This is a genomic window from Halorientalis salina (assembly GCF_005049285.1).
Classification (GTDB): Archaea; Halobacteriota; Halobacteria; order Halobacteriales; family Haloarculaceae; genus Halorientalis; species Halorientalis salina.
This window is the reverse complement of the sequence record NZ_SOSC01000004.1, coordinates 95,903-108,397: the sequence shown is the minus strand read 5'-3', so window position 1 is coordinate 108,397 and position 12,495 is coordinate 95,903. Positions and strand designations below refer to the sequence as shown.

Annotated in this window: 11 protein-coding genes; 4 read left to right on the top strand and 7 right to left on the bottom strand. The window is 63.6% G+C overall.

The features are described 5' to 3' along the window. Window positions 1-39: 39 nt before the first annotated feature. From E2481_RS09850 to E2481_RS09840, 3 genes are read right to left on the bottom strand one after another with little or no spacing between them, the layout of a single operon-like run. On the bottom strand, window positions 40-477 hold the full coding sequence (locus E2481_RS09850; protein WP_136716969.1) for a universal stress protein: 438 nt from the start codon (window positions 475-477) through the stop codon (window positions 40-42). Window positions 478-480: 3 nt separating this feature from the next. Continuing rightward, the gene (locus E2481_RS09845) at window positions 481-930 is read right to left on the bottom strand and encodes a metal-sulfur cluster assembly factor (RefSeq protein WP_136716968.1); all 450 of its coding nucleotides are present in this window, start codon (window positions 928-930) and stop codon (window positions 481-483) included. 3 nt (window positions 931-933) lie between these two features. Further along, complete coding sequence (locus tag E2481_RS09840) at window positions 934-2,010, bottom strand: amidohydrolase family protein (RefSeq protein WP_136716967.1); 1,077 nt, start codon at window positions 2,008-2,010, stop codon at window positions 934-936. A 138-nt stretch (window positions 2,011-2,148) separates the two neighbouring features. On the opposite strand from E2481_RS09840, the gene E2481_RS09835 reads away from it, so the two are divergent. The 3 genes from E2481_RS09835 (at window position 2,149) to E2481_RS09825 (ending at window position 6,188) form a co-directional block, all read left to right on the top strand. Next, window positions 2,149-3,606, top strand: a complete 1,458-nt coding sequence (locus tag E2481_RS09835) for an aldehyde dehydrogenase family protein (protein WP_136716966.1) — start codon at window positions 2,149-2,151, stop codon at window positions 3,604-3,606. A gap of 68 nt (window positions 3,607-3,674) precedes the next feature. Beyond that, entirely contained in the window at window positions 3,675-4,430 is a 756-nt protein-coding gene (locus E2481_RS09830; RefSeq protein ID WP_136716965.1) for an SDR family NAD(P)-dependent oxidoreductase, read from the top strand. 78 nt (window positions 4,431-4,508) lie between these two features. Further along, complete coding sequence (locus E2481_RS09825) at window positions 4,509-6,188, top strand: aldehyde ferredoxin oxidoreductase family protein (RefSeq protein WP_136716964.1); 1,680 nt, start codon at window positions 4,509-4,511, stop codon at window positions 6,186-6,188. Between the two features lie 123 nt (window positions 6,189-6,311). On the opposite strand, the gene E2481_RS09820 is transcribed toward E2481_RS09825, so the two are convergent. From E2481_RS09820 to E2481_RS09805, 4 genes are all read right to left on the bottom strand, one after another. Then, window positions 6,312-7,217 (bottom strand): ABC transporter permease, encoded by a 906-nt coding sequence (locus E2481_RS09820; protein ID WP_136717152.1) that lies wholly within the window; start codon window positions 7,215-7,217, stop codon window positions 6,312-6,314. 99 nt (window positions 7,218-7,316) lie between these two features. Continuing rightward, on the bottom strand, window positions 7,317-8,858 hold the full coding sequence (locus tag E2481_RS09815) for a sugar ABC transporter ATP-binding protein (RefSeq protein WP_136716963.1): 1,542 nt from the start codon (window positions 8,856-8,858) through the stop codon (window positions 7,317-7,319). A 57-nt stretch (window positions 8,859-8,915) separates the two neighbouring features. After that, on the bottom strand, window positions 8,916-10,196 hold the full coding sequence (locus tag E2481_RS09810; RefSeq protein ID WP_136716962.1) for a substrate-binding domain-containing protein: 1,281 nt from the start codon (window positions 10,194-10,196) through the stop codon (window positions 8,916-8,918). 155 nt (window positions 10,197-10,351) lie between these two features. Beyond that, window positions 10,352-11,128, bottom strand: coding sequence for an SDR family NAD(P)-dependent oxidoreductase (locus E2481_RS09805; protein ID WP_250137780.1), 777 nt, complete (start codon window positions 11,126-11,128; stop codon window positions 10,352-10,354). Window positions 11,129-11,248: 120 nt separating this feature from the next. Here E2481_RS09805 and E2481_RS09800 point away from each other — a divergent pair, with 120 nt between their 5' ends. Beyond that, complete coding sequence (locus E2481_RS09800) at window positions 11,249-12,103, top strand: BKACE family enzyme (RefSeq protein ID WP_136716961.1); 855 nt, start codon at window positions 11,249-11,251, stop codon at window positions 12,101-12,103. Window positions 12,104-12,495 lie beyond the last annotated feature (392 nt).

Sequence of the window (12,495 nt, the reverse complement as noted above, 5' to 3'; positions counted from 1 at the left end):
CAGACGTGGAGACGACAGGTCGGTCGTCGATTTCTCCGATTAGCTATCCTTCGGGACGGTGACGACCGGGCAGTCCGTCGACAGCAGCACGTCCTGTGCGGTGGACCCGAAGAGGGCTTTGCCGGTCGGACTCCGCTTGCGGAACCCCATCACGAGCACATCGATATCGTGGTCGTCGACGTAGTCGAGTATCTCGGTGGATGGACTGCCGTCTTCGATGGCAGTGCCGACCTCGACATCGTGGTCGGCCGCGAGGTCACTGGCGTCGTCGAGCAGTTCCTCGGCGGCCTCCCGTTCGGCGGCGTACCAGCCTTCGTCACGGCCGCGGCCACCGCGTTTGAGACTGGTTTTCTTCTCCGTGTACTCGATGACGGAGAGGAGCGTGATGTCGGCGTCCGCGTAGTGTGTGACTGCGTGTTCGACGGCAGCCATCGCCTGCGGTGAGTCGTCGACTGCGACCAGGATCTGGTGTGTCATGGCTCAGTCGGACTGTTCGGCATAGGGTGTGATATCCGCGGCTTCGATGCGGGCCTCGAACCGCTCGCGGCGCTCGTTGCGCTGCTCGTCGGACATGCGTTCGGCCGTCCAGACCTTCCCGCTGGTCACCTGATGAACATCAGCCGATTCGATTTCGGGAACCGACTCGACCCGGTCCCGAATCTCGTCGGTGATGTCGATGACGTACATACAGCGCTGGGACGTCAACAGGATGTCGATTCGGGCCTCCCCCGTCTCCTCGTCGACCGCAATGTCGTCGACGAGGCCGAGGTCGACGATGTCGATGGGATGGTCGCTCATGCAACTGCAGGGGTCGAGTACCTCTCGCAGTTGCGCTTTGACGTCCATCGCGAGGTCGCTCTCGAACTCGGTATCGGGCGTGACGTGGCCGAGGTCCGCCTCGGGATCTGTGTCTGTATCGTAGATACTCATTGTTTAGGCGGGAGTTTCGTAGGTCGACCACGGTTCGGCGGGGAAGTCGCCGTCTTCCTTGCGTTCCTGGCGCAGTTTGTCCCACTTGTCGCCCTCGATGTCCTTTTTGACCTGTTCGGGGTCCTTGTCCAGGAGTCGGAGTGCGTTCTTCCCGAGGATCTTCTCCTTGATCTCGTCGGTGACTTCGGGGTAGTCGTTGCCGGCGCGCATGTCCTCTGGAATCTGGAAGTCCCAGAAGGACTCGATGGCCGCCTGCGGGTGCAGCGCGGTCGACCCACCGGAGAAGACGATGCGGTCCGGACCGGCCCAGTAGAGCATCTCGCCCAGCGAGCGGGCGAACTTCCGCGGCCGTGAGCAGGCCATGTGGATGGTGTTTTCGAGGTTCGCGTAGACGTTCTCGTGGCTCGCCATCGCGAAGACGGTCTCTTCGAGGAACGAGAAGCCGGCGTGGATGACCTCGAAGTTGAGGTCGGGGAATGCGTTGGCGGCGTCCTCGACGTCGCCCATCCTGAAGTAGCGGACAGGCGCAGTGGCGAACGGGATGAACTTGTGGATGCCCACGGAGGTCACGTCGAGTTCGGCGGCTTTCTCCAGAACCGGGCGGACGCAGTCCTCGTTCAACTGCAGCGAGAGGTCCTGGCCGTTCTGGTAGCGTGATGGGTAGAGCTTGATCCCCTCGACGTTGCGCTCTTTCACGAAGTACTCGACCTGCTCGACGGCGTCATCGTCGAGCGGGTTGATGTCGGCGTACATCGAGACACGGTTGGGGTTGCGGTCGCGGAGTTCGAACCCCTTTTCGCGGGAGACCAGCCCATCGTGGAAGTAGTCGTCGAGTGGGAGCGAGTGGTAGTTCGTGTAATCGACCTCGCTCTCGAGGAACAGCAGCCGTTCGAGTTCCTCGACCGAGTGGTCGCGATAGAAGACTTCCTTCGGGTGAACGTACTCGTCGGGCTGTAGTTGCTCGCCGAGCTCGAAGGTCTCGTCGTTCCAGCGCTGGGCGTGATCGTGTTTCAGGTTCTCCTCTGTATGGTTGAAACAGTGAGACACTGAATCAACGACTAGGGCGCCACTCTCTAACATAGCATAGAGAGCTTTCTCTGAATACGTAATAAAACTTAGGATGGGTCGCGTGCAGTTGTTACGGTCTGTTCAAACAGCACCGGGAGATCAGATAACGCACAATCTATTTGCATGGGCAGAAATTCGATACAGTTGTCAATGCCGAACGAAGCGCTCGCGACGATCAGCGACCAGTACGACCTGTGGATCGACGGGACGGAGCGACCGGCCGGAACCGGCGACCGGCTGGCAGTCGTCGACCCTGCGACCGAAGACCCGCTCACCGAGGTAGCGATGGGGGCGGCCGACGACGTCGACGACGCCGTCGAGACCGCTCGCGACGCCTTCGAGCCGTGGCACCGCCGCCCGCCGAAGGAACGGACCCGAGTTCTCACTGCCATCGCAGCCGCCATCCGCGACGAGTCGGATCGGCTCGCCCGGATCGAGACCCTCGAAAACGGCAAGCCACTCGCCGAAGCCGCCGAGCAGGTCGAACGTGCTGCCCGCCACTTCGAGTACTACGCCGGCGTCGCCGACAAGATTCAGGGCGAGTCCATCCCGCTCGGCGAGGAGTACGTCGACTATACCATCAGGGAGCCACTGGGCGTCACCGCACACATCGTCCCGTGGAACGTACCGATCTATCTCTTCGCACGAAGCGTCGCACCGGCACTCGCAGCCGGCAACGCTGCCGTCGTCAAACCCGCCGAGGAGACGCCACTGGGCGCACTCGAACTCGCCAGGCTCGCGACCGAGGCCGGGCTGCCCGAGGGGCTGCTCAACGTCGTCCCCGGCTACGGCCACGAGGCAGGTGCCGCGATCACCGACCATCCGGAGGTTGACGGCCTCACGTTCACCGGGTCAGGCCCGACCGGGACGGCAGTCGCGAAAAGTGCCATCGAGAACGTCACCGAGACACACCTCGAACTCGGCGGGAAGAGCCCGAACGTCGTGTTCCCGGACACCGACTGGGAAGCTGCCCTCGACGGCACGATGACCGCGATCTTCACCAACGCCGGGCAGGTCTGTTCGGCCGGGTCACGGCTGCTCGTCCACGAGGAGATCCACGAGGAGTTCGTCGCCGACCTCCTCGAGCGTGTGGCGGCCCTCGACGTCGGCCCAGGCATCGACGACGCGGACATGGGCCCACTCGTCTCCGAGTCCCATCTGGAGAAAGTCCAGAAGTACATCGAGATCGGGCGAGCGGAGGTCGGCGAGCCAGCGACCGGCGGCAGCGTCCTGGAGCGGGACGGCTACTTCGTCGAACCGACGGTCTTCGACGAGGTGCCCATGGACACCCGCATCGCCCAGGAGGAGATCTTCGGCCCGGTGCTGACGGTCACCCCGTTCGCAGACGAGGACGAGGCCATCGAGCTGGCCAACGCGACCGACTACGGCCTCGTCGCTGGCGTCTACACGGAGAACGTCGGGCGCGCCCACCGCTTCGCCCGCGAGGTCGACGCCGGCCAGATCTACGTCAACGAGTTCTTCGCTGGCGGGAACGAGACGCCGTTCGGCGGCTACAAGGCGAGTGGCATCGGCCGGGAGAACGGCGTCCAGGCCATCGACAACTACACGCAGGTCAAGAACGTCTGTGCGAACATCGGGCGGCGCTGAGACCGCATCTGGGGGCCACTAGGGCGAAAGCGGGAACACTTATGTGCGGAAAGTTACCACAGGGTAGCATGGCAGGCAAGTTGAGCGGCAAGGCTGCGCTAGTGACAGGAGCGTCTTCGGGCAACGGTCGCGCGATCGCGCGCCGGTTCGCGGAGGAAGGTGCCAGTATCACCGTCGCGGACATCCGCGACGACCCCCGGATGGGCGGCGAGCCGACACACTACCGCATCACTGACGCCGGCGGCGAGGCACAGTTCGTCGAGTGTGACGTCAGTTCCATCGAGGACCTGCAGGCCGCAGTGGCGGCGACCGTCGACGCCTACGGCTCGCTCGACGTCATGGTCAACAACGCCGGGGTCGAACGCCAACTTCCCATCGAGGAGGCCGACGAGGAGGATTACGACTGGCTGATGGACATCAACCTCAAGGGCGTCTACTTCGGCAGTCAGGCCGCCATCCAGCAGATGGTCGACCAGGACGGCGAGTCGGTGATCATCAACATGTCCTCCATCGGCGGCATCCGTGGCCTGGACGACTCCTCGCTGTACTGCACCTCGAAGGGCGGCGTGACGAACCTCACCCGTGAGTTGGCCGTCGAACACGGCGAGAACGACATCCGCGTCAACGCGCTCAACCCCGGGTTCATCGAGACGGCGATGACCATGGAGGACGGCGACACCGCGGGCGGCATCCTCGATCAGACGCCGCTCGGGCGGGCCGGCCAGCCCGAAGAAGTCGCCGACGCCGCGCTGTTTCTGGCCAGCGACCAGTCCTCGTTCGTCACGGGCCACAACCTCGTGATGGACGGCGGCTTCACGGCGTAGACGGCGAACTACCGGCTCTTTTCGGCCCCATCCGGCCAGTGGGAATGTTTAATTGGACAGCGCGTGATTCTCAGTCACATGCTACACGTAGAGGGTCCACTGCTGACCGTAGACGTGGGTGACCGCGACACGGAGACCACGACCGTCGACGACGTCCTGGAATCGTTCATCGGCGGCCGCGGCGTCGCGACCCGGCTCGCCCACGACCGGATTCCGTTCGACGCCGACCCGCTGAGCGAGGAGAACAGCCTGTTTTTCACCACCGGGCCGATGCAGACCTCGAACATGAGTTTCACCGGTCGCACCAACTGCACCGGCGTCTCGCCGCTGACGGGCGGCCTCCTGTCGTCGAACGCCGGCGGGTTCATCTCGCGGAACCTGGCCGACACCGGCTACGGTGCCGTCGAGATCACCGGCGAGAGCGACGAGTTGCTCGCCATTCACGTCACGGACGAGGGTGTCGAGTTCGAGGCGGTACCCGACCTCGACGGGGCCACAGTGCCGGAGGTCACGGAGTACATGGCCGACGAACACGACCTGAGCAAGGAACACACGGCCTGTATCGGCCCGGCCGGCGAGAACCTCGTTCGCTTTGCCTCGATCATGACCACCGAGAGCCGTGCGTTCGGCCGCGGCGGCCTCGGTGCAGTGCTGGGTTCCAAGAACGTCAAGGCGATTACCTTCGAAGGAGACTCCCGCAGGGACGTAGACATCGACCCGATAGGGATGGACATCCACCGTGAGGCGGCCACCAGCGACAGTCTGATGAAAGAGCAGGGGACGACCAACGTCACCGACCTCGCCAACGAGGTCGGGGCCCTCCCGACGCGATACTTCTCGGAACTGTCCTTCGAGGGCGTCGAGGGCATCAACGGCGAGGCCGTCGGCGACAAGAAGTACAAGAAAGGGACCTGCTCGTCGTGTGCCTTCGCCTGCAAACTGCCGACGAAAGACGAGGAACGCGGGGTCGAGACCGAAGGCCCGGAGTACGAGACGGTGATGGCCTTCGGCTCGAACTGCGACGTCGACGACGTGGTCGACGTGATGCAGTCGAACGAGCTCTGTGACCGCTACGGGATGGACACCATCTCCTGTGGCAACGTCGTCGCGGCGTACCTCCAGAGCGAGGGGGAGTTCGGTAACACCGAACTGGTCCACGAGACGGTCGAGAAGATCGCCAACCGCGAGGACGAGGGCGACCTGCTCGCGGAGGGGATCGCCCGCTTCCACGAGGACCTCGACGTCGAAAACTGGACGGTCAAGGGCCTGTCCTTCGCGGCCCACGACGGTCGCACGCTCAACGGGCAGGGGCTCTCGTATGCTGTAGCTACCCGTGGCGCAGACCACATGTTCACCACCATGTACCACTTCGAGTACCCGCTGGTTTCCGACGACGAGGCGCTCCCCAAGGGCACCTTGGAGGGCAAGCCCGAGATGGTCGTGGAACAGGAGAACGCCCGTGCGATGGAGGACTGTGGTATCGTCTGCCGGTTCGCCTTTTCCTTCATGACGCCCGAGCGCTTCGAGACCATCTTCGGCGAGGACTACGACGACCTCCTGGACATCGGTGCGCGCGTCGTCGAACTCGAACGGCACTTCAACAACCAGCGCGGCGTCGACCGCGACGACGACGAGTTGCCCTACGACCTGCCGGAGTTCGAGTCCGCACTCGACGAGTACTACGAACTGCGCGACTGGAACGCGGATGGAACGGTGCCGGACAACCCTGCCGGCGAGAGCCCGGTCTCGGCTGACTGACTCGAGTTCACGGTGGCACTGTTTTCTGCGATGGAGAGCGACTCAAAAGAGACCGCTGGTCGAGACTGAAGGGTCGCTTCCGCGTGAGACAGCGCAAAAATTCGCCGACAGCGTGGAATACCGTTACTTTACCACGTCGATCTTCTCGCGGTCGATCGACATCGCGACGGCGCTGACGACCACGACGCCGAGGATGATCTCCTGGACGAACGGGTTGATCGACAGCAGGTTCATGCCGTTCTGGAGGACGGCGATGACCAGCACGCCGAGGATGGTCCGGTGTGGACCGCCCACGCCGCCGGTCAGTGCCGTCCCGCCCATGACGATGGCCGCAATACTGGGCAACAACAGCCCGCCGGCGATGTTCGGCGACGCCGAGGAGATGCGCAGCGTCAGCAGGACGCCCGCGGTCCCACAGAGCAGCCCCGAGAGGACGAACGGGTAGATCTTGTAGCGGTCGACCTTCGCACCCGCGAGTTCGACGACGCGTTCGTTCTCGCCGAGGGCGAAACAGTAGCGGCCGAACTTCGTCCGCCAGGCCAGGAACACCGTCCCACCGTAGATGAGCAGGCCCCACATCACCAGGTTCGGGACGCCGGGAATCCACGTCCCGGTGGCGATGCCGCGGATGGCCTGATTGCGGAAGGTGATCGTCGACCCGCCGGTGACGATGAGCGCGAATCCCATCAGTATCGAGAGCGTCCCGAGCGTCACGAGGAAGGACGGCACCTTCAGCTTCGTGAAGACGATGCCGTTGACGAGTCCAGCGAGCATCCCGAAGCCGATGGCGATCGGGATGGCGAGCAGCCCCATCTGGTACTCGCCGATCAGGACCACCGTCAGCACGCCGGTCAGCGTGACGATGGACTCGACCGAGAGGTCGATGCTCTGCTGGAGGATCGGGAAGGTGCCAGCCAGCGCGACCAACAGCAGGAACGCGCTGTTTTTCGCGACGTTGTTGATCAGATTGTTGTACGTCAGAAACTCACGTGTACCCACGGCGAACAGCAACGACAGGAAAAACAGCATGGCGAACGGACCGACGTCCGTTATCCAGTCGTGCATCGTGCGTTGCTCGCGCTGTTTGGAGAGCCACTCCTGAATCGCGTTGGGGTTCGTCGAACTCATTTAAATCATCTCCTGAATCAGATCCTCTTCGGTTGGTTTGTTTCCGGCTGCGGCGTCGAACGGCTCCCCGGCGAACTCACCCTCGGCCATCACGGCGATGCGGTTCGACATGCCGATGACTTCCGGGAGTTCGTCGCCGATGAACACGATCGAGACGCCCCGATCGGTCAGTTCGCGACAGAGTCGGTACACTTCTTCTTTGGCCCCGACGTCGATACCGCGTGTCACGTTGTCCATCACGAGAATCGGCGTGTCCTGTGCGAGCCAGCGGGCGATGACGACCTTCTGCTGGTTCCCGCCGCTCAGCCCGTGGACCAGCGCGTCCGGTCCGGGCGTCTTGATGTTGAGTTCCTCGATGGCGTCGGCGGTCGCCTGTTCCTCTCTGTCGAGGTCGAGCAACGGGAGCCTGCCGTTCATCGTCCGGACCATCGCCAGTGAGGTGTTCACCAGCACCGACTGGTAGAGGAGGAGTCCCTCCGATTTCCGGTCTTTGGGGATGTACCCGACACCCGCATCGACCATCTTCGCGACCGAGGTATCGCCGACCGCGTCGCCATTGACAGTGACGGTACCGCCAGTCTTCGGGACGTCGCCGGCCAGAACACGACCGAGCCGTTCTTTCCCCGAGCCCTCGACGCCGACGATGCCGAATATCTCGCCCTCACGGAGCGAAAACGAGAGTGGCCCGAGGTCGTCGGTCTCCAGGTCGGAAACGCCGAACGTCTCCGGTCCGAGGTCCGCCGCCGCCCGTTGCTGTGGAACGCGGTAGTACTCGTCCGCGGCTTCACGACCGACCATGCTCTGCTGGAGGCTGTCGGTCGTCGCCGCCGCTGCCGTGGTCTCGTCGACCAGTTCGCCGTCCTTGAGCACGTAGATGCGGTCCGACACCTGCAGTACCTCGTCGAGTTCGTGTGAGACGAACACGAAGGTCGCCCGGTCACGGAGGTCGTCGATCAGGTCGAACAGGAGTTCCCGGCCCGCTTCCTCGAGTGCGGCCGTCGGTTCGTCCAGCAGGATGACCGGATTATCCGATTTCTGCGAGACGTGGAACGACTTGGCGATCTCGAGCATCTGGCGCTCGTTGAACGAGTACTCCGAGACGAACGCGTCGACGTCCAGGTCGATCCCGAGGTCGTCGACGAACGCCTGGGCGTCCTCGCGCATCTCGTCGCGGCTGAGGACGCCCAGGCGTTGCTCTTCGCGACCGAGATAGAGGTTCTCGTAGCCGCGGAAGTTCGTGATGACGTCCTGTTCCTGCCGGACGAGCGAGACACCGTAGTCGGCTGCTTCCCGTGGACTGTCGAACTCGACGGGTTCGCCGTCGACGGATAACTGCCCCTCGTCCGCGTCGAGAACGCCGGTGAGGATGTTCAACAGCGTGCTCTTGCCGGCCCCGTTCTCACCGACCAGTCCGACGACCTCACCTCGGTTGATATCGAGCGATACGTTCGAGAGCGCCTGGACGTGACGGAACGATTTCGAGATGCCGTCGACGCGGAGACTCGTCTCTCCCGCCGCTGCCGAGGCGGTACCCTCCTTCATTTCTTCATCCGCGTCGACGGCCGAGTTATCTGTCTTGGACATTCGTGCATCTGTTCCTTATTGCTTCAGCGGGTTGTTGTTGAAGCGGTCCGTATACAGCTGGGAGATCTCCTGCTGGGCAGCGTCGTCCGTGTAGGCGTCTGCCATCGAGTAGCCGTCGGGTCTGTCCGCTTCCTTCCAGTCGAGGACCTCTTTGAGGTCGTCCAGACTCATCGGCTGGAGGTCGATCTGTGGGTCCCAGGCGTCCTCGCCGGATTCGGCGACGGACATCTTCTCCCAGTCGTAGGGCGTCTCGTCCTCGAAGATCAGTTCGTTGTACTCGGCGGCGTCGACGACCGGGAGCGTGTCGATGACGTCGGTCCACTCCTCGGGGTCTTTCACACAGACCGGTGCGTTGAACGCCATCATCCGTTCCGCGGGCTGCAGTTCGTGCCCGTTGAGGAAGTCGTGACACTTCACGAGCGACCAGCCGGCCTGCCACGGCCCCATCCCGGAGACGGAGGCGGTGAGCGTCCCTTCCTCGATCCGCGCGAGGCCGGGTTCGCCCGCGTCGATCCCGACGATCGGCACGTCGATGCCGTTCTCCTCGAGCACGGTCTGCCCGCCGATGGCGACGGCGTCGTTCTGGCCGAAATACCCCTCGATGTCGTCACCGTACTGCGAGACCTTGTCCGCCATCGCGTCGCGGGAGTCCGAGCGGATGTAGTTGCCCTGGATGCGGTCCCCGAGCATCTCGATGTCCGGGTACTCCTCCATCGCCAGGTCGACACCCTTGTTCCGCCCGATGTTGGGTGCGGTCCCCCGGTTCCCCTCGATGTGGACGAAGCCGCCCTCGCCGCCCATCGACTCGAAGAGGATCTTCGCCGCCGTGTAGGCGTGATTGACGAAGTGGGGGGCGAAAAACTGCACGTACTCGTCACCCGCGTCCTGTGGCGTGTACCAGTCCGCGAGGGTCACCGCCAGAATCGTCGGGACGCCAGCGGACACACAGGTTTCGGCCAGCGAAATCGACGCCGCGTTGGTGTACGTCTGGCCGACGATCGTGTCCGTATTGTTCGCGATTGCAGTGTCGAACTGTTCCTGTTGGGTCGTGACGTTCCCGTCGTTCGTCTGGACGCTCGTGTCGTACCCCAGTGCCTCTGCGGCCTCCAAATAGCCTTTCTCCCAGGAGAGCCAGTAGGAGTTCTGGAGGTTCGCGATCGACCCCATCGACGTGCTGTTCCCACTTGCCTCACCCTGGAGACAGCCTGCGACGCCGGCCAGGCCCGCGAGCGTGCCTGCACCGGCCGTCTGCTTCATAAACCGCCGTCTCGACTGGTTACTGGTATTCCTTGCCATGCGAATGCACTTCTACCGTTCTGTGGAAACCGTATATATAGTTTGTGATGAACTACACAGTCACACGTTCTCAGATGCGAATCCTGCTGGTCTGGCGGCGGGAAAAGCGCGGTTCGCCCGCCGCGGGTCGTTGGCTCTGGCCGACGAGGAGAGACTCAGTACATGACTTTGCCGGCCGAGACGTTGATGTCCTGGCCGGTGATCCGGTCCGCGCGGTCCGAACAGAGGAACGCGACCAGATCCGCGACGTCCTCCCGGGCGACGAGTTCGTTCCGCGGGCTCTCGGCCTCGACGTCGCCCCGGACCGCGTCGTACGTTCGGCCCGTCGCCTCCGCCTGTTTCTCGAAGACGCGCTTGATCCGCGGGCCGTCGACCGATCCCGGACAGACCGCGTTGACGTTGACGTCGTCGGCACCGACCTCGGCGGCGAGCGTCCGGGTGAAGCCGATCAGCCCCATCTTCGTCGTCGCGTAGGGCGTCCGGTTGACGAGCGGGCGCTTGCCGGTGACCGACGCGATGTTGACGATTCGCCCGTAGCCGGCCGTTTTCATGTGGGGGAGCACGGCCCGGCACATCGTGAACGGGCCGGTCAGGTTGACCGCCACGGTCTGTGCCCACTCGTCGGATTCGACCTCCTCGCAGGGAGCAGTCGGACCGGCGATGCCCGCGTTGTTCACCAGGGCTTCGATCGACCCGAACTCCGAGACGGCCTCCTCGACGGTCGACTCGACGCTGTCCTCGTCGCCGAGGTCCGTGTACACCGGATAGGCCCGCTGCCCTTCGGCTTCGATCAGGTCGGCCGTCTCGTCCATCGCGTCCTCGTCGATATCGGCGACGATCACGTCGAAGCCCTCGGCAGCCAGTTCGACACAGATCGCCTGCCCGATACCGCGACCACCACCGGTAACGATCGCAGTGCTATCGTGAGTCACGTATGCAGGACTCATGTTCAACACCTTAAATCTAGTGAGTGGGCCCGCCGGCCGGACGCGGTGGTCGCTCGGGAGAGCCACACGAACGTTTAAATACCAGTCCGCGTATTCTGCAGGCGTATGGCATACAGTGGCTACGAGGACTACTTCTCGAAGAAGGTGATCATCAGTGTCGCAACCACCGGCGGACACCAGGGGAAGGAAGCGAACCCGAACCTCCCGACACAGCCCGAGGAGGTCGCCGAGGACATCCGGGCGTGTGAGGAGGCCGGCGCGTCGATCGTCCATCTCCACGCGAGAGACGACGACGGTGAGAACACCAAATCCGTCGCCCGCTATCAGGAACTGCGTGACGAGATCGACCGGCAGTGTGAGGACATCGTCGTCAACTTCACGACCGGCGGCGGGGGCATCTTCTCGCGCGAGGAGCGCATCGCGCCGATTCTCGAGACGGATCCGCGCCCGGAGATGGCGACCGTCGATCTCGGCCCCATCAACTTCGGCCAGACGCGCACCGCAGTGAACACCCGCGAACAGAACGAGGAGTACGCCGAACGGATGCGAGCGGCCGGCGTGAAACCCGAACTCGAACTGTTCAACCCGGGACACATCCCCGAGGCCGAACACCTCATCGAGGAAGGCCTGCTCGAAATACCATACTGGGCGACCGTGATCTTCGGGATGCAAAACGGCATGCCGGCCAGTCCGGGGAACCTCCTCACGTTCGTCGAGAACCTCCCCGATCCGGTCGAGTGGCAGTGTCTCGCCGTCGGCAAACACCAGCTCCCGATGACGACGATGGCGATGGCCATGGGCGGCCACGTCCGCGTCGGGATGGAAGACAACGTCTACTACCGCAAGGGCGAGCTCGCCGAGAGCAACGCACAACTGGTCCGCCGAGCCGCGCGCATCGCCGACGAACTCGACCGTCCGGTCGCCTCCCCCGCCGAGACGCGTGAGATGCTCGGTCTCTGATCGACGCGACCGACGCCACACCACGAGGGACGCACCGATTCCGTGCGTTTGGGCCGTTACTGGCTATATCACGTTCTTTCACACATACCGAATCGGCGTTTCGACAGCAGTGGGACCGACGACTGTCCCCCAGACGCCCTACCGGCAGGATTCGGCCACTCCGCCACGAAAATCCAGCGTTCGGCCGAGGGTTAGAAACGTGGGCTCTGTTTTCTGCCGTTTATTCCATTCGGCATGTCCGAACGGGAGCGGCCAAGTTGTTTACTACGGTCCGAGTTGTCCCCGAACAGACCCCCGAATTCGGCCGTCTCGGGAGCAGGCCATCGTGAGCAACGCCAGAGCGCCACAGGACCCGGCCGGATTCTCGTCGAGAACCCGGCCCAAACCGACTG